Consider the following 23,535-nt stretch of genomic DNA (forward strand, 5'->3'; position numbering starts at 1 on the left):
ACGCGCGGGTCATTCGACCGATGCCGTTGCACCCGCGGTGAGCACCGCGTGCGCGCGCCCCAGGCGGTCGAGCCACCACTCGGTGCGCTCGGCGCTCGCGGCGTACCGATCGAGCAACTCGGGGTCGGGCAGGACTCGTCGCACCGCGATCGACCCGTCTTCGGGCAGGAGCGGCGAGCGCGTGACATCCGCCGACAGCAGCGACGCCGTGCCGAGCCCGCAGTCGTACTCGAGATCGGGAACGGATGCCGCGAGCTGCGCCCCCATCGCGATGCCCACGCTGGTGTCGAGTGCGCTCGAGACCACCACGGGCAGGCCGGCGGACTCGACGATCTCGAGCGCTCGGCGGATTCCCCCGAGCGGCTGCGCCTTGATGACGAGGAGGTCCGCGGCGCCGAGGCGAGCGACCTCGAGCGGGTCCGCCGCGCGCCGCACGCTCTCGTCGGCCGCGATCGGGATGCCCATGTACTTCGTGCGAAAGCGGATCTCGGCGAGCTCCTCGACGGTCTCGCACGGTTGCTCGACGTACTCGAGGTCGAACGGCGCGAGCGCGTGGATCGCGTGCTCGGCCTCGTCGACGTTCCAGCCGCCGTTCGCGTCGACGCGGATGCGGCCCTCGGGCCCGAGCGCCTCGCGCACGGCGCGAACCCGGGCGACATCCTGTGCGAGGGTCTGGTCGCTCGCGGCGACCTTCACCTTCGCGGTGCGGCAACCGGGGAAGCGCGCGAGCACGGCCGCGACGCTGTCGGGGTCGACGGCCGGCACCGTGGCGTTCACCGGAATGCGGTCGCGCAGGGTGGGCGGCGGCGCGTTCCATCCGTAGTCGATCGCCGCTTCGAGCCACGCGGATGCCTCGTCGTCGTCGTACTCGACGAACGGCGAGAACTCGGTCCAGCCCTCGGGGCCTTCGAGCAGCACCGCCTCGCGCACGTCGATGCCGCGGAATCGTGTCACAAGCGGCAGCGCCACGACGCGCGCCGAGCCGAGCAGATGATCAAGGGTCGGAACGTCGTTGCTCACGCGTCCAGTCTGTCACGCCGAGCGGATCGGCTCCGAGTCCGAGCGCGGTGCCGCGAGGGCGCGGCGTCGCAAGCTCGCCGGCATCGGCGAACCAGTCGGCGGTAGGCTCGGGGTATGGCAGGCGAGGGCACGCACTCAATGGGCGCCGACGCGACGACGCGCGCGGCATCCGTCGACGCATCCTCAAGCGAACTCGACGAGCTGCTCGGCGGCGAAATCGAGGCTGGCGAGGTGGCGCCCGAGTCCACGCCGCGCAACATCGCGATCAGCGTCATCGGCGTGGCGATCATCATCGCCGCGCTCATCCCGATCAGCGCGGCCGTGCTCTGGGCGGGCTCGCTCGTCATCGCGAGCGCCGTGTCCTTCTTCGACGGGGCGCCGAGCGGTATCTGAGTCGCGCACGTCGCGAACGCCCCCGCGGAATAGGCTGGGCGCATGGCGGCCGACGTATCCGAACTGTTCGATGCGAACGAGTGGACGGATGCCGCGACCGGCATAACTGGACCATCCGGTTTCACCGACATCACCTATCACCACTCGCTCGACGGCCGCATCGCCCGCATCGCGTTCCACCGGCCCGAGGTGCGGAACGCGTTCCGACCGCACACCGTCGACGAGCTCTATCGGGCGCTTGAAGACGCGCGCATCAACCCGCGCATCGGCGTCGTGCTGCTGACCGGCAACGGACCGAGTGAGAAAGACGGCGGCTGGGCCTTCTGCTCCGGCGGCGACCAGCGCATCCGCGGCCGCGACGGGTACAAGTACGAGGATCCCCGTGGTCGAGTAGCCCCGGGTGGCCTCGGGCGCCTGCACATCCTCGAGGTGCAGCGCCTCATCCGCTTCATGCCGAAGGTCGTCATCGCGGTCGTGCCGGGCTGGGCGGCGGGCGGCGGCCACTCGCTGCACGTCGTCTGCGACCTCACGATCGCGAGTCGTGAGCACGGCCGGTTCAAGCAGACGGATGCCGATGTCGGCAGCTTCGACGCCGGCTACGGCAGTGCCTACTTCGCGAGGCAGATCGGACAGAAGTTCGCACGCGAAGTGTTCTTCCTCGCCGAGGAGTACTCGGCCGAGCGCGCGTACGAGATGGGCGCCGTGAACCGCGTGGTGCCGCATGCCGACCTCGAGCGCGAGGCGATCGCGATGGCGCGCACGATCCTCACCAAGTCGCCGACGGCGATCCGCATGCTGAAGTTCGCCTTCAACGCGGTCGACGACGGAATGGTGGGACAGCAGGTCTTCGCCGGTGAGGCGACGCGCCTCGCGTACGGCACCGACGAGGCGGTCGAGGGTCGCGACGCGTTCCTCGAGAAGCGCGACCCCGACTGGGGGCCGTACCCATGGCACTACTGAGCACTCGGGGCAGTTGGCCCCTCCTCGCGGTGGCGTCCGATGATCTTCCCGCGCTCATCGCGCAGTTGCGCGACGCGGTGCTGCTCGACGGCATGCCCGTGCTGCCGATGCCTCGCGAGCGCGTTCCCGCTGACCCCGTCATCTCCCTCGAACCCGAGGGCATCGCGCTCGTCATCGAGACGAGCGGGTCCATGGCGTCGCCGAAACGGGTCGCGCTCTCGTCCGAGGCGCTGCGCCTGAGCGCCCGCTCGGTGATGCGCGAACTCGGCGGACACGGGCAGTGGCTGCTCGCCCTGCCCGCGCATTACATCGCGGGCGCCCAGGTGCTGATCCGGTCGATCATCGCGGGTACGACTCCCGTGGTGCTCGAGGGCGAGGGGTTCGATCCCGCAGCGTTCGCCGCGGCATCCGCCCGACTCGACCCGGCCGGCCTGCGCTTCACCTCGCTCGTGCCCGTGCAGCTCGCTCGGCTCGTCGACGCCGCTGAGACCGACCCTTCCGTGGCGGAGGCGCTGCGCTCCTTCGACCGCATCCTGCTCGGCGGCCAGGCGGCGCCCACGGGCCTCGTCGAGCGCGCGTGCGCCATGGGAGCGCTCGTCACGCGCACGTACGGGTCGAGCGAGACGGCCGGCGGATGCGTCTACGACGGCCGGCCCCTCGAGAACGTCGGCGTGCGCATCGTCGACGGCGTCGTCGAGCTCTCGGGCCCGATGCTCGCCGAGGGGTACCTCGACGACGCGGAGCTCACCGAGGCGGCGTTCACCACGGATGCCGCCGGCAACCGCTGGTACCGCACCGGCGATCTCGGCTCGATCGACGACGATGACGGCCGTCTCGTGATCACCGGACGTGCCGACGACGTGATCATCTCGGGCGGCATCAAGGTAGTGCTCGGCGAGGTCGAGCGCGCCGTACGCGCCGTGCCGGGCTTCGAGCACGCTGTGGTGCTGCGGGTCGAAGACCTGGAATGGGGAGAGCGGGCAGCAGTGGTGGCTCCGGGCACGGATGCCGCTGCGGCATCCGATGCCCTCAGCACCCTGGCCGCTGCGACCGATGCCGCGGGCCTCACGCCCGCCGCCCGCCCGGCCCGGCTCCTCGTCGTCGACGAGCTGCCGAGCCTCGACTCGGGCAAGCCCGATCGCCAGGCTCTTTCGGTGCTCCTCGAACGCGAGGGGTGACGGGGGCGACCGGCCTCGCATCCGTCTAGCATGGTGGCGTGGCCCGCCCGAAACCCCAGAGATTGAACCCTGCCGACGAGCTCGCGAAGCGTGAGGCAGCTCGAGCGAAGAACGGCTCCGCCCCGAAAGCGGCGAACGGCTCCGCCGCGAAGGCGGCGAACGGCTCCGCCAAGAAGGCGACGAACGGCTCAGCGCCGAAGGCGGCGAACGGCTCAGCGCCGAAAGCACCGCCGCGCAGCCGTTCGGGCAACCCGGCGAAAGCCGCGCGCGGCAACCCCAAGGCGCCCCCGCGTCCGGCAACCGCTGCCGACTGGATCGCGGGAGCACGCCTGCGCACCCTCCCGCTCGCGATCGCGCCCGTCGCACTCGGCACGGGCGCAGGCGTCGTCGCGATCGCCGACGGGCCGTGGCATCCGGCTCGCGCCGTGCTCGCCCTCGTCGTCGCCCTCGCCCTGCAGATCGGCGTGAACTACGCGAACGACTATTCCGACGGCGTGCGCGGCACCGACGACCACCGCGTCGGCCCCGCGCGGCTCACGGCATCGGGCGCCGCGAAGCCGAGGCACGTGCTCGCCGTTGCGCTGAGCTTCTTCGCCCTCGCGGCGCTCGCCGGGCTCGCGCTCACGATCGTCACCGGCCAGTGGTGGCTGCTCGCGGTGGGCGCGGTGGCGATCGTCGCCGCGTGGTTCTACACGGGCGGGCGGCATCCGTACGGCTATTACGGCCTCGGCGAGCTGTTCGTCTTCGTCTTCTTCGGCCTCGTCGCCACCGCCGGCTCGGCCTTCGTGCAGGCCCTCACCGTCAACCTCGAGGCGTGGCTCGGCGGTGTCGGCGTGGGCCTCATCGCGTGCGCCGTGCTCATGGCCAACAACCTGCGCGATGTCGTGCAAGACAAGGCGGCGGGCAAGCGCACCCTCGCGGTGCTCGTCGGCCCGCTCGCGGGGCGCATCCTCTTCACGATCTTCATGCTCGCGCCGTTCGGCATCGTCGGGTTCTGGGCGTTCCTGTACCCGACGGCCACGCTCGTGTTCTTCGCACTGCTCGCGGCGCTGCCCGCGTGCGTGATCGTGCTGTGGGGCAAGACGCCGCGCGAACTGCTCACTGCACTGCAGCTCGCAAGCCTCACGGCGCTGTTCTACGGCGTGGGGCTAGGACTCGTCTTCGCGCTCTGACCGGACTGATTGCTCTGGCCGCTCTGCCGCCGGCTGGCGCACGGATGCCTCGACTGCGGCATCCTCGGCTTCGTCATCCTCTCTCGTGACCGGCTGCTCACGGTGTCGCGCCCGGTAGAGGTCGCTCGAGATCGACTCGCGCGCGCGGCGCAGGAACAGCAGCGAGGTGCTGAGCCCGAAGACCGCCGCCACGACGGCGGCTATCCACGGGGTCACGCCGGCGAGGAGCAACAGCGCGAGCGGCGCGGCGAACAAGGTGATGCGGAGCAGGGTGTACCAGATCCAGACGGGCACGGATTTCACCCTGCAAGTGTAGGCGTGGCGGCTGTGGAGTCTCCCAGCCCTAGTGCAGCCCGACGCGCCTAGACTGTGGTCATGGCCCGGCTGCTCTTCGGACTCGGCGTCGCCGCCGTGATCTTCATGGTCTACGCCGTCGCCGACTGCGCGTTCTTCGATCGCACGCGCGTCCGCGGGCTGAGTCGGGGCTGGTGGATCGTCGTGATCCTGTTCGTGCCCGTCATCGGAGCGGCGCTGTGGTTCCTCATCGGGCGCGGTCGTGCCCGCAGGATCCCGGCCGGCCGCAGCCGCGAGGTCGCCCCCGACGACGACACCGACTTCCTGCGCCGCCTCCAGAACGATGCCGCGCAAGACGAGCGCATCCGTCGGCTCGAGCAGGAGCTCGCCGAGCTCGACGCCGACGAGCCCGGCGCAGCCGGAACGGGCGACACGGGCGGCCCCGAAGCGAGCGGCGACGCGCTCGGAACCGAGCGCCAGCGCCCCGATACCCCAGAGACGCCGGGTGAGTCCGGCCCATCCGGTCGCCCGAATGGCTGAACCGGCGCCCCAGCGCCGGAAGAGCCCAGCGAGCGATGCCACCATGGCGTTGTTCGCTTCGTTCGTGCGGGCCGGAGTCATCGACGTCGTGGTCGCCCCCGGCTCGCGGTCGCAAGCGCTCGCCCTCGCCGCGGCCGAGTTCGAACGCGTCGGCGCCATGCGGCTGCACGTGCGCATCGACGAGCGCGGCGCGGCCTTCCTCGCCCTCGGCCTCGCCGTCGAATCCGGTCGCCCGACCCTCGTCGTGACCACGTCGGGCACCGCGGTCGCGAACCTGCACCCTGCGGTGCTCGAAGCCCACCACTCTGGGGTGCCGCTCATCGTGCTCTCAGCCGATCGGCCGGCCGAGCTTCGCGGCATCCGCTCGAACCAGACCACCATGCAGCCGGGCATCTTCGCCGGTGCGGTGCGGCTGGAGCGCGATGTCGTCGCTCCCGAGGGGCTTCCGGGCGAGACGGATGCCGCGGCGCGCCTCGCCCGCGAGGCCGTCACTGCGGCACTCGGTCGCGACGACTCCGGGGCGTTCGTGCCGCATCCGGGGCCAGGTCCCGTGCACGTGAACCTCCAGCTTCGCGAGCCGCTGTCGGCCGCGATAACGCTCGACGAGCGGACGCTGCTCGGTGACGAGCCGGTGGTGGGGGCGGATGCCGCGGCAGTCGGCCGGACGTTATGGGTCGACGCCGACGCCGACGCCGACGCCGACGGCAGCCGTGACGCCGACGGCGACGACGACAGCCGTGACGCCGACGGCGATCGCGGGCATGCTGTGCTCATCGAGCCGGGCCCGGCGACGGTCGTCGTCGCGGGGGCAGGCGCGGGTCCCGCCGCCGAGGAGTTCGCTCGACACGGCGGCTGGCCGCTCCTCGCCGAGGTCACGAGCGGCGCGCACTTCGGCCCCAACCTCGTCGTCGCCTATCGAGAGCTGCTCGCCGAGCCGGGCTTCGGCGACCTCGTCGAGCGGGTCGTCGTGTTCGGGCATCCGACGCTCTCCCGAGAGGTGCCCGCGCTCGTGCAGCGCGAGGGCGTCGAGACGATCGCCGTCGCTCCCTCGGGCATCGAGTGGTTCAACCCGGGCCGCCGGGTGCGGCGGTTCGAGCGCGCGGTGCGCGCCGAGGAGCATCCGCCGTCCGCCGAGGAGCGCGCCTGGGTGGGACGTTGGGTCCACGCGAGCCGCACGCTCGTCGAGGCGGGCCTGCCACAGGCCGGGCCGTCGCAGAGCGGCATCGGCGAGCACGGACACGTCGCCGACTTCGCCGCGCAACGCGACTACATGCGCGCCCAACTCGCCTCGGTGCGCGCGCCGATCACGCGCCGTGCGCTCGTCGACGCCGTGTGGGCGGCGACCTGGCCGCACGATCGGCTCGTGTTCGGGGCGTCTCGGCTGATCCGCGACGCCGACCGCGCCGTGCCCGGCCGCCGCATCACCGTGCACGCGAACCGCGGTCTCGCGGGCATCGACGGCACCGTCGCCACCGCGCTCGGCATCGCGATCGCGAGCCAGGTCTCGCCGCCGGGCGCCGACACCGATGCCGATGCCGATGGCGCGGCATCCGTCACCACTCACGCCGGCGTCACGCGCGCCCTCATCGGCGACCTCACGCTGCTGCACGACGTCGGTTCGCTGCTCCTCGGCGCCGGAGAGCGGATGCCGCGACTGCAGCTCATCGTCGGCAACGACGGCGGCGGCTCGATCTTCGACGCGCTCGAGGTGGCGGGCTCGGCGCCGCCCGAGGCGTTCGATCGGGTGCAGTTCACCCCGCAGCACGTGGACTTCGCCGCGCTCGCGGCGGCATACGGCTGGAAGTATGCGCGCGCGACGACGCGCGGCGAGCTCGACGAGGCGCTCACGGGCGGCATCGACGGCCCGCAGCTGCTCGAGGTGCCGCTGCCGCGCTGAGCGGCGCGCACTCGCGCACGCCCCGCGCCGATTCCGTCCCGCGGCGCCTCCCCCCACCTTGCTCGACGCGCGCCGCGCCGGGTTCTGCCCGCGAGCCACGCCCGACTTGCACGACCCACGCTGCGTGCCGGGTTCTGCCCGCGAGCCAGTCCCGACTTGCTCGACCCACGCTGCGAGCCGGGTTCCGCCCTGCGAACCAACCCGCGGATGAGGCAGAATCGGGCGACGCGCCGGCGCGGGGGCGGCGACACGCCGGGAGAGGCGCGTTTCTGCCTCATCCGCTGTCCGATGTGTGGATCGCGCTGCTCGCCGCGCGCTGCACGATCGGCCGCGCGTCAGGTTGCACTGACTGGTCAGCCTGCACTCGTCCGACTGACGCCCGCGCCGAGTTCCGCCCGCGAGCCAAGCGCGGATGAGGCAGAATCGGGCGACGCGCCGGCGCGGGGGCGGCGACGCGCCGGGAGAGGCGCGTTTCTGCCTCATCCGCTCCACGAGCGCGGGCACGGGAGACGAGCGCGGGCACGGGAGACGAGCGCGGGCACGGGAGACGAGCGCGGGCACGGGCACGCGCGCCCTTGTTCGCGGTGCCGCCGGTGGCAGGATTGACCTGTGCGACGGGGCGCGTCGCCGAGGGGAGCGTGGCATGAGCCGGGAGTCGTACTGGACCGCGGATCCGAGCGAACTGCTGCGCGTGGGCGAGGGGTTCCGGCTCGCCGACGTCGACCCGCGCTCGCATCCCGGATTCGACGGCGACAAGTCCGACGGTGTCACGGCCCTGGCCGAGGGCGCGCGCATCCTCGCCGAACTGCAGGAGCAGCTCTTCGCCAACAGCCGCATGGGCGGCGACGGGCGACGCATCCTCATCGTGCTGCAGGCCCTCGACACCGCGGGCAAGGGCGGCATCGTCAAACACGTCATGGGGTCGGTCGACCCGCAGGGCGTGCACCTCGCCGCGTTCAAGAAGCCAACGCCCGAGGAGTTGGAGCAGGATTTCCTCTGGCGCATCCGCAAGGAGGTACCCGGCCCGGGCATGATCGGCGTCTTCGATCGCTCGCACTATGAAGACGTGCTCATCGGCAAGGTGCGCGAGCTCGCGCCGCCTGAGGAGATCGAGCGTCGCTATGGCGCGATCAACTCGTTCGAGGCCGAGCTCGCGGCATCCGGCATCTCCATCATGAAGATCATGCTGCACATCTCGCCCGAAGAGCAGAAGGCGCGGCTGCAAGCGCGCCTCGACCGGCCGAAGAAGCATTGGAAGTTCAACCCTGCCGACATTGACGAGCGACTGCTCGGGCCGGCCTACATGGAGGCGTTCCAGACCGCGTTCGACCGAACGGCGACCACGACCGCGCCGTGGTACGTGATTCCGGCCGACCGCAAGTGGTACGCGCGGCTCGCCGTGCAGCAGCTGCTGGTCGAGGCGCTCGAGGCGATGCAGCTCGAGTGGCCGGTCGCCGACTACGACGTGGCCGAGCAGAAGGCGCGCCTCGCGGCGAGCTGACGCGAGTGGCATGAGCTCGCCGCGCGGTCAAGCCTCGATGATCGCGACGCCCTGCGAGGGAAGCTCGAGCCCGCGGGCGGGTTCGCCGCTCAGGATGTCGCTGCCGTCGAACTGCAGCTGTGTGCTGTCGGGGCCGTGGTTGATCGCGAACAGCAAGGCCCCGCGGCGCACGAGCTCGACGTGCTCGCCAAGGCTGCCGTCGCCAGGCATCTCGACGCCCGCTTCGCTGAGGATCGACTCGCAGAGCCGCCGCAGCGCACCATGCTCCGGCAGCGTTGCAACGTACCAGGCGGTGCCGGCATCGGCCGCGCGACGCGTCACCGCCGGCCACCCGTCGAGTGCGCCGCCGGTGAAGAGCGCGAGCGTCTCGGCGTCTTCAACCCGCACGACCTCGCTCCACACGCGTGCCTCGGCGCTGCCGCCGAACACGTCACCCGAGAGCTGCACGGGCGGGGCGATGCCACTGCCCCTGGCGGCGAGGTCGGGAGCTGCCGGCGGGGCGAACTCCTCGATCCACACGCCGAGCGTCCGGCGAAGTCGCTCGCCGAGATAGCCGCCCAATCGGATGTGCAAGTGCTCGTCGGTGATGCCCGAGGCGAACCCGACCACGAGCGCGCCTCCCGATTCGGCGAACGACGCGAGGTTGTCGAGCTGCCCGTCGGTCGCGACGAAGTGCGCCGGTGCCACCACCACGCGGTATCCCGAAAGGTCGCCGTCGGCGCGCACGAAGTCCACCGCGAGCCCCAGCGACGTCAGGGCGTGGTGCCACGCGAACAGCGTCTGCACGTAGGAGACATCCGTCGGCGAAGCGGGTTGCTCGAGGGCCCACCAGCTGTCCCAGTCGAGCGTGATGGCGACCGACGACGGCACACGACTGCCTTCGATCGCCGCCTCGCCGACTCGATCGGAGAGAGCCTTGAGCTCCTGGCCGAGCTGCTCGACCTCCCGCCACACGCGAGTGTCGGTGCCGCTGTGCGGCACGAGTCCGGAATGGAACTTCTCCGACCCCGCGGCCGACTGCCGCCACTGGAAGAAGAGGATCCCGTCGGCGCCGCGAGCCACGCACTGGTACGACCACGCCCGCATCTGACCTGGGCTCTTCGCGGCGTTCTGCTGGCGCCAATTCACCGCGCTCGTCGCTTGCTCCATCAGCATCCAGGGGGCTCCGCCGCCGAGCGAGCGCATGAGGTCTCGCACCATCGCGGCGTACGCCGGCGAGATCGGGTCGGCGGGGTCGGGGTAGGTGTCATCGGTCACGATGTCGACTTCCTTCGCCCACGCCCAGTAGTCCACCGGTTTGAAGAAGCCCATGAAGTTGGTGGTCACCGGCACCGAGGAGCGCTCGCGGATGACCGCGACCTCTGCCCGGTAGCACGCGAGGAGCTCGCTGCTCGAGAAGCGGTCGAAGTCGAGCAGCTGGGTCGGATTGCGGAACGTGGGCGCCGCTCGCGGCGGCGTGATCTCGTCGAACGAGTCGTACCGCTGCGACCAGAACGCAGTTCCCCAGGCCCGGTTGAGCTCGTCGACGTCGCCGTACTTCGCCCGGAGCCAGTCGCGGAACGCGGCCGCCGACACGTCGCAATAGCAGTGGCTGACGTGGCATCCGTACTCGTTGTTCACATGCCAGAGCTCGAGCGCCGGATGGTCGGCGTAGCGCTCGACGATGCGGCGCACGAGCTCGCGCGCCTTCTCGCGGTAGACGGGCGAGCTCGGGCAGTACTGCTGCCGGCTGCCGACTGAGAGCCGCACGCCCTCCGCGGTCACGGGCAGGGTCTCGGGATGCCTCATGGCGAGCCAGGGCGGAGGAGACGCGGTGGCCGTGGCGAGGTCGACCCGCACCCCGTTGGCGTGGAGGAGGTCGAGCACCTCGTCGAGCCACCCGAAGTGGTACTCGCCCTCGCGGGGCTCGAGGTGCGCCCACGAGAACACGCCGACCGTGGCGAGCGTGATGCCGCCGCGGTTCATGAGGCGCACGTCGTCGTGCCACACCTCCTTCGGCCACTGCTCGGGGTTGTAGTCGCCGCCGTACCAGATGGTCATCCCTTCACGCTTCCCGTGGCGAGGCCCGACTGCCAGTACCGCTGCAGGAACAGGAAGGCGATGATCAGCGGGAGCACGGCAACGAACGACCCCGTGGTGACGGTGGAGAACAGCGCCTGCGAACCGCCGCCGGCCGAGGCCGCCGCCTGGATCTGCGCGAGACCCACCGTGATCGGGTAGAGCTCCGAGGTGTTCAGCATGATCAGCGGCAGGAAGTAGTTGTTCCACGTCGCCACGAGCGAGAACAGGAACACCGTGACGAGTCCGGGTCCGAGCAGGCGCAGGCCCACCTGCCAGAAGATGCGGAACTCGCCGGCGCCGTCGACGCGGGCCGCCTCGATGAGGTCGTTGGGGATCGCGTCGGCCGCGTACACCCGCATGAGGTAGACACCGAACGGTGTCACAAGCGAGGGGATGATGATCGCCCACGGCGTATCGGTGAGACCGGCCTGGGAGAACAGCAGGTAGGTCGGCAGGGCGAGTGCCGTGAGCGGGATCATGATCGCGCCGAGTGTCACACTGAAGAGCGCCTTGCTCCCCGGGAAGTCGTACTTCGCGAATGCGTAGCCCGCCATCGTGGCCAGGAGCGTGGCGCCGGCCGCGGAGGCGACCGAATACAGGACCGTGTTGAGCAGCCATCGCGCGAAGATGCCGTCGCGGATGGTGAACAGGGTCTGCAGGTTCTCCAGGAGCGAGAAGTCACCGCCGAACCACAGCCCGAAGGTGGAGAAGAGCGCGGCGTTGTCCTTCGTCGCCGAAACGAGGAGCCACCACAACGGCAGCACGAAGTACAGCACGAGGAGCCACAGCAGCACGGTGAGCAGCAGGCTCCGCCGTCGCTCGGGCACGTAGCCGCGCTTGGCGCGGCGCGAGCCGGTCGCTGCTCCGACGGTCACGGCCGCCCGGGTGTCGATGGAAGTCATGCCGTCCCCCGTTCACGACGTTCGCGCTGTTGCGTACTGAGCTGCACGATGTACGACACGATCGCGATGAAGACCCCCAGGAGGAAGGCGATCGCGGCCGCGTAGTTCAGTTCCTGGTTGATGAACGCGAGGTTGTAGGCGTAGTAGTTGGGCGTGAACGAGTTCGTGATCGCGTCGGGCGCGATCACGTTCAGCAGGCTGGGCTCTGCGAAGAGCTGGAACGTGCCGATGATCGAGAAGATCACCGTCAGCAGGATCGCCGGCCGGATGGCGGGGATCTTGACGCTCCACGCGATCCGGAACTGGCCGGCCCCATCGATCTCCGCCGCCTCGTAGAGCTCACCCGGAATGGACCGCAGGGCCGCGTACATGATGATCATGTTGTAGCCGACGAACTCCCACGTGACGATGTTCATCATCGAGCCGAGGATGTTCGCAGGCGAGAGGAAATCGGGCGTGCCGAAGCCGACCGCGCGCGCGATCTGGGCGATGGGGCCGAAGTCGGATCCGTACAGGTAGCCCCACATGAGCGTGGCGACGACGGCCGGGACGGCGTAAGGCATGAAGACGAGGAGCCGGACGCCTTTCGACCCCCGGGCGCGACGGCTGTCGAGCGCCAGGGCCAGGAACAGCGCCAGGCCGAGCATGATCGGCACCTGGATGATGAAGAACAGGCCCATCCGACCGAGGCTCGCGAGGAAGGCCGAGTCCTGGAGCGCTCGGACGTAGTTGGTGAGACCTGCGAAGACATCGCCTCCGATGAGCTTGCTCTCGAAGAGGCTGAGGTACCCCGAATAGACGAGGGGCACGATGAGCATCGCGATGAAGACGACGAAGAACGGCAGGATGAACAGGTAGGCGGCGAGGTTCTGCTTGCGCCGCGACGTGCTCGTGCGGTGCGTCGGCGGTGGTGTTGCTGAGAGGCGCTCGGCGGTGAGCGCCGGGGAGTGCGACACGGCGACTCCTTCTGTTGGTGGATGGTGGGCTCGGCGCTGAGGGCCGGCCCCTGGGCCGACGCGGAGCGCCCGCCGATGGAGTCCGGCGGGCGCCCCACGGGACTCACTTGACGGTGAAGCCCTGGTCCTTCGCGTACTTGACGAGCTGGTCCTGCCACGTGTCGAGCGCGCCGGAGATGTCACCCTTGGCGGCGATCACCGTTCCCATCGTCTCCTCGTAGCTGGAGTACACGTAGTCCATGAAGGGCAGCCACTGGAAGTCGGTGTCCACGGTCTCGGAGATCTCGGAGAACAGCTTGTTGACCTGCTGGCCGCCGTAGAACTCCGACTCCTGATCGACGAACGCGGGATCCTCCAGCACGGAGACCTGCGGCGGGAAGAGGAACTGCTCCGTCGCGAGCTTCATCGCTGACTCCTCGTCGTCGTTGATGAACTTCGCGAGCTCGTAGGCGGCGATGGGGTTCTTGCTGTCCGCGAGCACCGCGTCGGACGAGCCGCCCCAGTTGCCCGAGACATCCTGGCCCGCCTCCCATTGCGGCAGCGGAGCTGCCCGCCAGAGGCCGGAGGTGCCCTCCGCCGTGCCCTGGAGGAAGATGGGCCCCCACGCCGCGGTGAGCCAGCCGGCGTACTTCCCGCTCGCCAGGCCCTGGTACCACTCGTCGTTGAAGTCGACGTCGGTCGAGATGAGATCCTGCTGGATCAGGCCCGTCCAGTAGTCGGCGACCTGCTTGGCCTCGTCGCTGTTGACGTCGATGGTCACGGTCTCCTTGCCGTCATAGCCGAACGGCTTGACGCCGGCCTGCCAGAAGAAGCCGATCATCTGGCCGGCCTGGGTGGCGCCGAGGTTGGAGATGTACGCGCCCGTGGAATCCTTCACCGCCTTGGCGGCGGTCGCGTAGTCGTCCCACGTCGCCGGCGGTTCGGTGATGCCTGCCTGGGTCAGGAGGTCCTCGCGATAGAGGTTCCCCATCGGGCCGACATCCTGCGGGATCGCCCACACCTCGTCAGCCGGCGACACCTGGTTCCAGGCCCAGTCCACGAAGTCGCCAGAGAGATCGTCGGCCCCGTAGGGCGTCAGGTCGAGCAGCGACTCGGGGAGCACGAACGACGGGATGTACTGGTATTCGATCTGTGCGACATCCGGCCCGCCCTCGCCCGCCTCGATCGCGCTGCGCAGCTTCTGGTAGTGCGCCAGTCCCTGGCCGACGTTCTCGACCTTGACGTCGATCGCGGGGTACTTCTCCTCGAAGAGCTTGACCTCGTTCTCGATGTCGGGCACCCACGTCCAGAACGTGAGCTTGGTCGGGGTGGTCATCGCCTTGTCGATCTCGTCCTGGCTGACCGGGCCGCCGCCGCCCCCTTCGTTCGCGCCGGGAGCGCAACCCGAGAGGATCAATGCTGCGGCCACGGCGCCGGAGCCCAGCGCCAGTGCTGTTCTTGGTGCTTTCCTCATGTCCTTATCCTTCTCTCGTGAAGGCCGAGACGTGTCGTCCCGGTCGTCTCACCCATCGATGAGGGTCTGCGTCGACCATGCGGCGAGGGGGAGTTCAGTGCCGGCCGCATGTGCTGCGGCGGTGACGGCGTCGACGACCGGACGCGCGAGCGTGATCGTCGTCTCGTTCCAGCTCCAGTTGAAGACGAACCAGGCGTTGCGGCCGTCGGGGAGCGTGCCCGAGGCGATCGTCACGGCGGGGCTGGGACGCCGCGCGAGACCGTCGGCCACGGGCGCCGGAACGGCCCAGCGCACGAGATCGGCGGCGAGCGTGGGCGACGGGACACAGCCCACCACCGTGATGCGCCCGTCGCCGTGGCTGTTCGTCGTGACGGCGGGGAAGTCCGAGAATCGGGGGTGGCGGTATCGCGCGAGCACCTCTGCTCCATCGCTGATGAGGCCGTCGGCCCAGAGATCGGCTGCGGCATCCGTCGACACCGACAGCGAACCCTCACCCGTGACCGCGACGCGCTGCTGGAGGTTCGAGAACTCCTCGTAGTGCACGCCCGCAGCCTCGTACAGTCGGTCGGGTGCGATCGCGACTCGGGCGCGGGCCTCGTCATCGCCATATCCCGTGCGGACACCGATCACGAGGTGACCTCCTGCCGCCGCGTACTCGCGGAGCAGGTCGAGGTCGTCATCGGATGCCGCATAGAAGCCCGGCGCGATGAGCACCGGGAAGCGAGCGGCGAGTTCGGCGGCCCCGAGCCCATGGGCCTGGCCGGTGTGCAGGATGCGCGCTTGCCCGCCCGCGTCGACGACGCCGCGGTGGAACGCGTCGATGATGCGTGCGTAGGAGGCCCGGTCAGGTGCGCCGTCCGAGGTGGGGAACGGCGGGAAGAACTCGAGCGCGAAGCGGCTGTCGGTCGACCACAGGATCGCGACATCCGCGTCGGGCTCGAACCCGTCGAGCTGCTCGCCGATGGCCGCGAGATCGGAGCCGAGCTCGGACAGCTCCGCGTAGACCCGGCCGGGAACGAGGCTGTGCGGCAGGACGCCGCCCCAGTAGGTCTCGGTGCCGTAGGGGAGCGTGTGCCAGTGCCAGTACTCGATCATGGCGGCCCCTCGCGACACGAAGGCGAGGGCGGACTGCTTGAGCTGGCCCGGGTAGGGCGGCAGGTTGAAGTTGGACCCGCCGATGGACTGCGCGTTGGTCTCGGTGACGAGGAAACGGGACTGCTTGGAGGAGAAGATCCGGTCGGCCTGGCGGAAGAGTCCCGCCACGCCCGAGGTCGTCCAGTCCGTCACGGCGTCGAGCTCGAGCTCGGCATCGAGGTGGTCCTGCATCGCGTAGTACGGATTTCCCGCGGTGATGTCGAGGGCGCCCACGAGCGCTTCGTCGTCGACCGCGGGGCGCGGATAGGCGATGCACGTGGTGACGAACTGCTCGTCGTGCGCGTACTCGCGCACGATGCCGGCCTGCCAGGCGATGAACTCGGTCGTGAGGTCGGCCTGGTACCGGCGCCAGGCGAGGTCGTACTGGGGGAGCGTGTTGCCGTCGGGCGTCCACAGATCCGACCAGTCGCTGAGCCGATGCGACCAATAGGTGAGCCCCCATTCGCGGTTGAGGGTCTCGACGTCGCCGTACTTCGCCTTGAGCCGGCGCACGAACCGCTGGAACGAGCCGCGATTGTAGAAGAGCTCCATGCCCGGCTCGTTGTCGACCTGGTAGCCGATCACCGCAGGGTGGTCGGCGTAGCGCGCCACGACAGCCCGGATGACCCGCTCGGCGTGGAAGAGGAACGCCGGGTGCGAGTAGTCGACCTCCTGGCGCGCGCCCCAGGGCACGGGTTCGCCGGTGCGGCGCTCGGCGGCGATCTCGGGGTACGCCGTCTGCAGCCACGGCGGGACCGCGTACGTCGGGGTGCCGAGGATGACGGCGATGCCCCGCTCGTGTGCGCCGTCGAGCACCGGCTGCAGCCAGTCGAGGTCGAACTCGTTGTCACGCGGCTCCCAGGTCGACCACACCGATTCGCCGACACGGATGACCGAGAACTTCGCATCCTTCATGAGGTCGAGATCTCTCGCCGTACGATCCTCGCGATGGTACTCGGCGTAATAGGCGGCGCCGAAGAGGATGCGGGTGGGCTGGTACGGCGCGGTCGCTTCCATGCGTGCGGTGAACTCCGTTGTCTCGCAGGTACTCCGCCATCGTCGGCGGTTGCGAGGAAAGCTACCCGTCTTTGTTACCGGTAACAAGACCCCGTGATGAATTCGTTGCCCAAAACGTCACCTTGGCGGTCGGCTGGTCGATTCCCGAACCATGAGCTCGATGGTGAGCGGCGGCGGCGGCGAAGCCGACGGCCCCTCGATGAGTCGAAGCAGCCGGTGGAACGACGCCCGGCCCTGGGTGTCGAAGTCGAGCCGGACGGTCGTGAGCGGCGGCTGGAAGTACGCCGCCTCGGGTATGTCGTCGAACCCGGCGACGCTGACGTCGTCGGGTACGCGGATGCCCCGCCGCTTCAACGACAGCATCGCGCCGAGCGCCATCTGGTCGTTCGAGACGACGATCGCCGTGACCCCGAGTGCTGCCGAGATCTGTTCCGCCGCCGCGAAGCCCGACGCGGACGACCAGTCCCCGTGCGCGGTCCCGAATGAGGTGAGGCCGTGTTCGGCGAGGGCTCGTTCGTACGACAGTTCGCGGTTGCGGGCCGAGACCCATCCGGGCGGACCGGCGATGTGGAAGAAGCGAGTGTGGCCGAGGCCGACGAGGTGATCGACGACCGCACGAAAACCACGGAAGTTGAGGCTCGTCGGGTGCCCGCCGACGAGGTCGTCATCCTCGACCTCGATCAGGGTCGGCACGAGGAACTCCCTCGAGACGAAGGCGTCGGTCATGACATCCGTCGAGGAGAAGGCGATGAGCCCTGCGATGTCCTGTTGCGTGATGAGCGTCAGTGCCTGCTGCACCGCGTCGGCGTCTTCGACGTCGAGGGAGACGATGTCGAGCAGGTAGCCCGCCTCCCGCGCGGCTGCGGATGCCCCCTGCATGATCTTGCTGGGTCCGACTTGCGAGATCTCGTGCGTGAGCGCACCGACCCGGTGCGAACGGTTCGTCGCGAGGGTTCGCGCCGTCATGTTGGGTCGATACTCGAGGCTCTCGAGCGCACGCTCGACGCGTTCTCGGGTCTCGGGCCGGATGCCCGCGAAGCCCTTCAGGTGCCGGCTGACGGTCTGGTGGGAGACGCCGGCGAGGCGTGCGACGTCGTAGATCGTGGCTGGTCTCTCGGCACGAGAAGTCGAGGGCAACGCGGCGCTTTCCGCCGCCTTCGCGTCGCTCACCGGTCCTCCTCCCGCACGCCTTGCTCGCGGTTCGGCGTTCGTCGGTAGGACTCTACCCCCAGCATTGAGCATATGGAGGAATCCTCAGCCGCCGAAGGCCTCGACGATCGGCCGGAACTTCATCACGGTCTCGGCGAGCTCATCGGCCGGCACCGAATCGTGCACTATGCCGCAACCGGCATATGCCGTGACCGTGCCGTCGCTGTCCACCTGCGCGCACCTCAACGCGATCGCCCATTCGCCGTCTCCATCGCCGTCGATCCAGCCCACGGGCCCCGCATATCGCCCGCGGTCGAAGCCCTCGAGCTCGGCGATCGCGGGCAGCGCGACCCTTCGCGGCGTGCCCGCGACGGCAGCGGTCGGGTGCACCGCGCGCACGAGGTCGAGCGCACTCGAACCGTCGCCGAGCGTGCCCTTCAGGTCGGTCGCGAGGTGCCAGAGGTTCGGCAGCTGCAGGGTGAACGGCTCGGGGCTCGTGTCGAGGCGAGCGGTGTGCGGCGCGAGCCGCTTCACGGCGCTCGCAACGGCGAGTGCGTGCTCGGCCCGGTCCTTCGCCGACGCCGCGAGGGCAACGGCTCGTTCGCGATCGGATGCCTCGCCGGCGCCGCGTGAGGTCGTGCCGGCGAGCACGCGCGCCGAGACGGTGCCGTGATCGACGCGCACGAGCGTCTCGGGGCTCGCGCCGATGAGGCCGTCGACGGCGAACACCCACGTGTCGGGGTAGTCCTCGGCGAGGCGGGTGATGGTCGCGCGGAGGCCGTCCTCCTCGTGCAGCTCACCGACGAGCTGCCGGGCGAGCACGACCTTCTCGAGCTCGCCGGCGTCGATGCGGCGCACGGCCTCGGCGACGGCCGCCTCGTATTCCTCGGGGGGCACGGCGCCGGGTGCGAACGTGACGCGGGGCACGCGACGCTTCGGCGCCGGCGCGGGGATCGCGAGGGGAACGGATGCCGCGGCATCCGCTGCCTCGTCGTCGCCCGTCGCGAGCGAGATGCGGGTGACCCACGCGCGACCGTCGCGACGGCCGAGCACGAGCTCCGGCACGACGAGCACGCTCGTCGAGGCGGACTCGTCGGCGAACGCGAACGCGCCGAACGCGACGAGCCCCGTGCCGGGCAGCCCCACGCGGTCGTCGATGTCGGCGAGTGCAGCGAGCTCGATCCAGGTGGCGGCGGCGTCCTCGACCCGGTCGGGCCCGCTGGTCTCGATGCGCAGCGTCTCGCCGAGGCCCACGATGCCCTCACCGCGGCGCATCCAGAGCAGCGGATGCCGCGGGTCGGCGCGGGGGATCAGCGGAGCGAGCTCATCGACCGGCTCGGTGCGCACGACGAGCCGTGCAAGAGCGGCATGCGGCGCCGAGGCATCCGTGTGGTTCACCGCATCAGCCTACGCCGGGGGCCATGCGCAGCCGCTTCCGGACCCGAGCCCACGCGGCATCCGCACCGTAGACTCGAAGGATGATGCGCGCAGACCTCGGCAAGGAGCCCGAGCAGGTGTCGGCGATGTTCGATCGGGTCGCGGCCCGGTACGACCGCACGAACACCGTGCTCTCGGTCGGCAATGCGCCGCTCTGGCGCGTGGCCACCACGCGGGCCGTCGCGCCGAAGCCGGGGGAGCGCATCCTCGACGTCGCGGCGGGCACCGGCACGTCGAGCGCGAGTCTCGCGAAGTCGGGCGCATCCGTCGTCGCAGCCGACTTCTCGCCGGGCATGATCGAGGTGGGCCGGCGGCGCCAGGCGAACGTGCCGAATCTCGTCTTCGTCGAAGCGGATGCCACGAAGCTCCCGTTCGGCGACGACGAGTTCGACGCCGTCACGATCTCGTTCGGCCTGCGCAACGTCAACGACCCGAAGCAGGCGCTCGCCGAGTTCTCCCGCGTCACGAAGCCCGGCGGTCGCCTCGTCGTATGCGAGTTCTCGCATCCGCCGCTCGGGGCCGTGCGCGCCGGCTACCACGCCTACCAGCGCTACGTGATGCCCTCGCTCGTGAAGCTCTCGAGCTCGAACGACGACGCCTACGAGTACCTCAACGAGTCCATCAACGCGTGGCCCGACCAGCGCGCGCTCGCCGCCTGGATCCGCGAGACCGGCTACACGGAGGTCGCGTGGCGCAACCTCACCCTCGGCGTCGTCGCCCTGCACCGCGGCCGCAAGCCCGCCGCCTGACACCACGCGACATCCGCTCGAAACCTCACCGGTAGGCTGGGGGGCGTGAATCCGAGCCACCCGGTCGCCCGTCGAGGCTCTTCGCTCGCTGCGAACCTCGGCCTGAGCGAACGCGTCTTCGCCACGTCAGCCGATCGCGCGATGGCGAAGGCGATCGACGACGGGCTCGATCGGGTCGAGTCGGGGCTCGAACGCGAGGTGCGCTTCGCCGATTCGATCGCCGACGTCTCGACGCGCTACCTGTTCGAGGCGGGCGGCAAGCGGGTTCGCCCGATGCTCACCCTGCTCACGGCGCAGCTCGGCGCGGGCGTCACCGACGACGTCGTCACCGCCGCCCAGGCGATCGAGATCACGCACCTCGCGAGCCTCTATCACGACGACGTCATGGACGAGGCCGACCGCCGCCGGGGCGTGCCGAGTGCGCAGACCGTGTGGGGCAATTCGGTCGCGATCCTCACCGGAGACCTGCTGTTCGCGCGTGCCAGCCAGCTCATGGCGAGCCTCGGCGAGGGCGCCATCCGACTGCAGGCCAACACGTTCGAGCGGCTCGTGCTCGGCCAGCTGCACGAGACCGTCGGCCCGGCCGCTGCCGAAGACCCGATCGCCCACTACATCCAGGTGCTCGCCGACAAGACCGGCTCGCTCATCGCGGCCGCCGCGCAAGCGGGCATCATCTTCTCGGGCGCCGACCCGGCGTTCGAGGCGCCCATCATCGCCTTCGGTGAGAAGATCGGCGTCGCCTTCCAGCTCGTCGACGATGTCATCGACCTCTCGCCGCAGCCCGCCGAGACGGGCAAGGTGCCCGGCACCGACTTGCGCGCCGGCGTAGTCACGTTGCCGCTGCTGAGGTTGTCAGAGCATGCGAAGTCGGATGCCGCATCCGCTGCCCTGCTCGAACGCATCGAGCGTGACGTGATCATCGTGACCGACCCGACCGCCCCCGAGGCGATCGACACGAACACGCAGGCGTCGCGCATCGTGCCGTCGCGTGCGACCGTCGACGCGATCGTCGCGGAGCTCCGCGAGCACGAGGCCACCCGCGCTACGCTCGCTGAGGCGCACCGTTGGGCGCGAGAGGCCGTCGCGGCGCTCGCCCCGCTGCCCGAGGGCAGCGTGAAGAAGGCGCTCACGCGCTTCGCCGAAACGATCGTGGAGAGACAGAGCTAGTGAAGAACAAGTTGAGACTGGCGATCGTCGGAGCCGGCCCCGCCGGCATCTACGCTGCCGACATCCTGCTGAAGGCCGAGCGCCACTTCGACGTCTCGATCGACCTGTTCGATCACCTTCCGGCGCCCTACGGGCTCGTGCGTTACGGCGTCGCGCCCGACCACCCGCGCATCAAGGGCATCGTCACGGCGCTCCGCGAGGTGCTCGACCGTGGCGACATCCGCATCTTCGGAAATGTGCGCTTCGGTGAAGACATCACGCTCGAAGACCTGAAGAAGCACTACAACGCGGTCATCTTCGCGACCGGCGCGGTGCGCGACGCCTCGCTGCACATCCCTGGGCACGACCTCGACGGGTCCTACGGCGCGGCCGATTTCGTGAGCTGGTTCGACGGGCACCCTGACGTGCCGCGCACGTGGCCGCTCGAGGCCCGCCAGGCGGCCGTCATCGGCAACGGCAACGTGGCGCTCGACGTGTCGCGCATCCTCGCCAAGCACGTCGAAGACCTCATGCCCACCGAGATCCCGGCGAACGTCGCGGCCGGCCTCGCCGCCTCGCCCATCACCGACGTGCACGTGTTCGGCCGGCGCGGCCCCACCTCGGTGAAGTTCACGCCGCTCGAGCTGCGCGAGCTCGGCGAGCTGCGCGACGTCGACATGATCCTCTACGACGAGGACTTCGACTACGACGACGCCGCGCGCGCTGCGGTCGCCGGCAACAAGCAGGTCTTCGTCATCGACAAGGTGCTGAACCAGTGGCGCCAGCGCGAGGTCGGCCAGGCATCGCGTCGCCTGCACCTGCACTTCTTCGCGAAGCCCCTCGAGATCGTCGACGATGGCACCGGCAGGGTGGGCGCGTTCCGCTGGGAGCGCACCGCGCCCGACGGCGAGGGCGGTGTGGTGGGCACCGGTGAGATCCGCGAGCTGCCCGTGCAGGCCGTCTACCGCGCGGTCGGGTACTTCGGCACGCCGCTGCCGGGCATCCCGTTCGACAAGGACTTCGGCGTCATCCCGAACCATGAGGGCCAGGTGCTCCTCCACGACCAGGAGACGGGCGACAGCCGGCAGATGTACGGCGTCTACGCCACCGGCTGGATCAAGCGCGGGCCGGTGGGGCTCATCGGGCACACGAAGTCCGACGCGATGGAGACCATCCGCCACGTCATCAACGACCTCGGCAATTGGTGGCGGCCCGAGGCGCCGTCAGAGGAGTCGGTGATCGAGCTGCTCGAGTCGCGCGGCATCAGCTACACCGATCTCGACGGCTGGCATCGCCTCGACGAGCACGAGAAGGCGCTCGGTGCGGCCGAGGGCCGCATGCGCGTCAAGGTCGTGCCCCGCGACGAGATGGTCGACCTCTCGCGCGACGACGCGTAGCACCACGCGGGTTGAGCCTGTCGAAACCCCTGCGGGTTGAGTAGCGCCCGGCGAAGCCGGACGCGTCTTGCTATCTCGGCAACCCTCGGCGCACCATGAACTCGACCGCGTCGTTCATGCGGGTGGGCAGCAGCGCGGTTCCCGGATTCTCGCCCGCCCAGACCCGGAAGACCTCGTCGACGAACCCTTGACCGACGACGTCGACCCCTCGGAAATCGAGCTCGACTTCTGTGAATCGCTCCAGACCCGCCGTCAGTCGCTTCGCTTCGCTTCGGCTGATGAACTCGGTGCCCAGTTCGAACAGTTTCACGACGGGCCGACTGCGGGTGAATGCCCCGTCGTCATCCGTGAAACGACCGAAGAGCTCTCGGAGCGTGAGGTCGGTGTCACGCTCGAGGTCGAGCCGCACTCGAGTACCTTGAACGTCGCTGGTGCCGACAGCGATGTCGTCCAGATCGTTGTCGACGGTCCAGATCAACCCATTCGCCTCGATCGAGAACCTCGGCACAGCTTTCGATGAGAAGAAGATCCCTTCGCCCGAGTGACGTGACGGATCGGTTGTTCGCCGGCCCTTGGAGAGTTCTTGGATCGAGGCGAACAGGTCGGGGAGGTCGAGTTTGCGACGCATGTTCTCGAACACCCCCACTCCGTCGTCGGCGATCGAGACCGTGATTCGATCACCGTCTCGAGAGGTCACGCGCACCTCAGTCCCCTCGGAGTGGTCGATGGCGTTATTCACCATCTCGGTGACGGTGTACCCCGCGATCCGTCGCGCGTTTCCGCTGAGGTTCACGGCCTGATCGAGTTCTCGCCAGACGGCGTCTTCGGCGAGGCCGTTCAGCGGATACACCGCATCGAAGGTTGCCCGCGGCTCCCATTCGGGATCGTAGGCGCGATAGTCATCTCTCAGCTCGCCGCGCCGGAATCGCCGGTGTCCACCCTCTGTGTGGTGCGAACGCAGGATGCCGGAGTCCGCGAGTCGGCGCACGGTGTGGACCGGAATACCAAGAAGCTCGGCGCCCTTTCCAATGCTGATCAAATCCAAGATCAAGGCCCTCGCAATGTGAGATTCAGCCGCAACGAAGTTTGCAGCTACAGGAATTATCTCACAATATGGGTAGGTATTGTAAGAAAACCACTCGGGCACACCATGCTCACCGGCCTCAATTCTTACAAAAC

20 protein-coding genes are annotated in these 23,535 nt (G+C 69.6%); 10 read left to right on the top strand and 10 right to left on the bottom strand.

Going from position 1 to position 23,535, the window contains the following annotated elements; all coding sequences use genetic code 11:
* Positions 1-9: 9 nt before the first annotated feature.
* On the bottom strand, positions 10-1,020 hold the full coding sequence (locus tag J7E25_RS16630; RefSeq protein WP_214871285.1) for an o-succinylbenzoate synthase: 1,011 nt from the start codon (positions 1,018-1,020) through the stop codon (positions 10-12).
* 114 nt (positions 1,021-1,134) lie between these two features.
* Here J7E25_RS16630 and J7E25_RS16635 point away from each other — a divergent pair, with 114 nt between their 5' ends.
* Genes J7E25_RS16635 through J7E25_RS16650 form a run of 4 tightly spaced genes read left to right on the top strand, consistent with a single transcriptional unit; the run spans position 1,135 to position 4,723 of the window.
* Positions 1,135-1,413: a hypothetical protein gene (locus J7E25_RS16635; RefSeq protein ID WP_214871286.1), complete on the top strand. Its 279-nt coding sequence runs from the start codon at positions 1,135-1,137 to the stop codon at positions 1,411-1,413.
* A gap of 42 nt (positions 1,414-1,455) precedes the next feature.
* Entirely contained in the window at positions 1,456-2,373 is a 918-nt protein-coding gene (locus J7E25_RS16640) for a 1,4-dihydroxy-2-naphthoyl-CoA synthase (RefSeq protein ID WP_214871287.1), read from the top strand.
* A 29-nt stretch (positions 2,374-2,402) separates the two neighbouring features.
* Complete coding sequence (locus J7E25_RS16645; RefSeq protein ID WP_308164626.1) at positions 2,403-3,551, top strand: AMP-binding protein; 1,149 nt, start codon at positions 2,403-2,405, stop codon at positions 3,549-3,551.
* Between the two features lie 38 nt (positions 3,552-3,589).
* On the top strand, positions 3,590-4,723 hold the full coding sequence (locus J7E25_RS16650) for a 1,4-dihydroxy-2-naphthoate polyprenyltransferase (RefSeq protein WP_308164627.1): 1,134 nt from the start codon (positions 3,590-3,592) through the stop codon (positions 4,721-4,723).
* On the opposite strand, the gene J7E25_RS16655 is transcribed toward J7E25_RS16650, so the two are convergent.
* Positions 4,700-5,026: a DUF4229 domain-containing protein gene (locus J7E25_RS16655; protein WP_215006001.1), complete on the bottom strand. Its 327-nt coding sequence runs from the start codon at positions 5,024-5,026 to the stop codon at positions 4,700-4,702. The two genes, J7E25_RS16650 and J7E25_RS16655, sit on opposite strands and share 24 nt — an antisense overlap.
* A gap of 72 nt (positions 5,027-5,098) precedes the next feature.
* On the opposite strand from J7E25_RS16655, the gene J7E25_RS16660 reads away from it, so the two are divergent.
* The 3 genes from J7E25_RS16660 (at position 5,099) to J7E25_RS16670 (ending at position 8,955) form a co-directional block, all read left to right on the top strand.
* Positions 5,099-5,557, top strand: coding sequence for a PLD nuclease N-terminal domain-containing protein (locus J7E25_RS16660; RefSeq protein WP_214871288.1), 459 nt, complete (start codon positions 5,099-5,101; stop codon positions 5,555-5,557).
* Positions 5,550-7,454 carry a 2-succinyl-5-enolpyruvyl-6-hydroxy-3-cyclohexene-1-carboxylic-acid synthase gene (menD, locus tag J7E25_RS16665; protein WP_214871289.1) on the top strand — a complete coding sequence of 635 codons (1,905 nt, stop codon included), beginning with the start codon at positions 5,550-5,552 and terminating at the stop codon, positions 7,452-7,454. Before J7E25_RS16660 ends, menD begins: the two co-directional genes overlap by 8 nt.
* A 643-nt stretch (positions 7,455-8,097) precedes the next feature.
* Positions 8,098-8,955, top strand: coding sequence for a PPK2 family polyphosphate kinase (locus J7E25_RS16670; RefSeq protein ID WP_214871290.1), 858 nt, complete (start codon positions 8,098-8,100; stop codon positions 8,953-8,955).
* A gap of 27 nt (positions 8,956-8,982) precedes the next feature.
* On the opposite strand, the gene J7E25_RS16675 is transcribed toward J7E25_RS16670, so the two are convergent.
* The 7 genes from J7E25_RS16675 to J7E25_RS16705 all read right to left on the bottom strand — a co-directional run bounded on the left by J7E25_RS16675 (position 8,983) and on the right by J7E25_RS16705 (position 19,025).
* Positions 8,983-10,995 (bottom strand): beta-galactosidase, encoded by a 2,013-nt coding sequence (locus J7E25_RS16675; protein WP_214871291.1) that lies wholly within the window; start codon positions 10,993-10,995, stop codon positions 8,983-8,985.
* The gene (locus J7E25_RS16680) at positions 10,992-11,918 is read right to left on the bottom strand and encodes a carbohydrate ABC transporter permease (RefSeq protein ID WP_214871292.1); all 927 of its coding nucleotides are present in this window, start codon (positions 11,916-11,918) and stop codon (positions 10,992-10,994) included. The genes J7E25_RS16675 and J7E25_RS16680 overlap by 4 nt, the downstream gene beginning before the upstream one ends.
* Positions 11,915-12,874: a sugar ABC transporter permease gene (locus tag J7E25_RS16685; RefSeq protein ID WP_308164628.1), complete on the bottom strand. Its 960-nt coding sequence runs from the start codon at positions 12,872-12,874 to the stop codon at positions 11,915-11,917. Before J7E25_RS16685 ends, J7E25_RS16680 begins: the two co-directional genes overlap by 4 nt.
* A gap of 103 nt (positions 12,875-12,977) precedes the next feature.
* Positions 12,978-14,327, bottom strand: coding sequence for an ABC transporter substrate-binding protein (locus tag J7E25_RS16690; RefSeq protein WP_215005987.1), 1,350 nt, complete (start codon positions 14,325-14,327; stop codon positions 12,978-12,980).
* Between the two features lie 48 nt (positions 14,328-14,375).
* Positions 14,376-16,478 (bottom strand): beta-galactosidase, encoded by a 2,103-nt coding sequence (locus J7E25_RS16695; protein ID WP_214871293.1) that lies wholly within the window; start codon positions 16,476-16,478, stop codon positions 14,376-14,378.
* A gap of 117 nt (positions 16,479-16,595) precedes the next feature.
* Positions 16,596-17,648, bottom strand: coding sequence for a LacI family DNA-binding transcriptional regulator (locus J7E25_RS16700; protein WP_214871294.1), 1,053 nt, complete (start codon positions 17,646-17,648; stop codon positions 16,596-16,598).
* 84 nt (positions 17,649-17,732) lie between these two features.
* Positions 17,733-19,025 (bottom strand): chorismate-binding protein, encoded by a 1,293-nt coding sequence (locus J7E25_RS16705; RefSeq protein ID WP_308164631.1) that lies wholly within the window; start codon positions 19,023-19,025, stop codon positions 17,733-17,735.
* Positions 19,026-19,105: 80 nt separating this feature from the next.
* Between J7E25_RS16705 and J7E25_RS16710 the strand changes: the two genes are divergently transcribed.
* Genes J7E25_RS16710 through J7E25_RS16720 form a run of 3 tightly spaced genes read left to right on the top strand, consistent with a single transcriptional unit; the run spans position 19,106 to position 22,356 of the window.
* Positions 19,106-19,813 (top strand): demethylmenaquinone methyltransferase, encoded by a 708-nt coding sequence (locus J7E25_RS16710; protein WP_214871295.1) that lies wholly within the window; start codon positions 19,106-19,108, stop codon positions 19,811-19,813.
* 45 nt (positions 19,814-19,858) lie between these two features.
* The gene (locus tag J7E25_RS16715) at positions 19,859-20,980 is read left to right on the top strand and encodes a polyprenyl synthetase family protein (protein WP_308164632.1); all 1,122 of its coding nucleotides are present in this window, start codon (positions 19,859-19,861) and stop codon (positions 20,978-20,980) included.
* A complete protein-coding gene (locus tag J7E25_RS16720) occupies positions 20,980-22,356 on the top strand; it encodes an FAD-dependent oxidoreductase (RefSeq protein WP_214871296.1) in 1,377 nt (458 codons plus the stop codon). Before J7E25_RS16715 ends, J7E25_RS16720 begins: the two co-directional genes overlap by 1 nt.
* A 70-nt stretch (positions 22,357-22,426) precedes the next feature.
* Here J7E25_RS16720 and J7E25_RS16725 read toward each other — a convergent pair whose 3' ends face one another.
* Complete coding sequence (locus J7E25_RS16725) at positions 22,427-23,503, bottom strand: STAS-like domain-containing protein (protein ID WP_214871297.1); 1,077 nt, start codon at positions 23,501-23,503, stop codon at positions 22,427-22,429.
* Positions 23,504-23,535 lie beyond the last annotated feature (32 nt).

It is taken from the genome of Agromyces sp. ISL-38, from assembly GCF_018613935.1.
In the GTDB taxonomy this organism is placed as follows: domain Bacteria; phylum Actinomycetota; class Actinomycetes; order Actinomycetales; family Microbacteriaceae; genus Agromyces.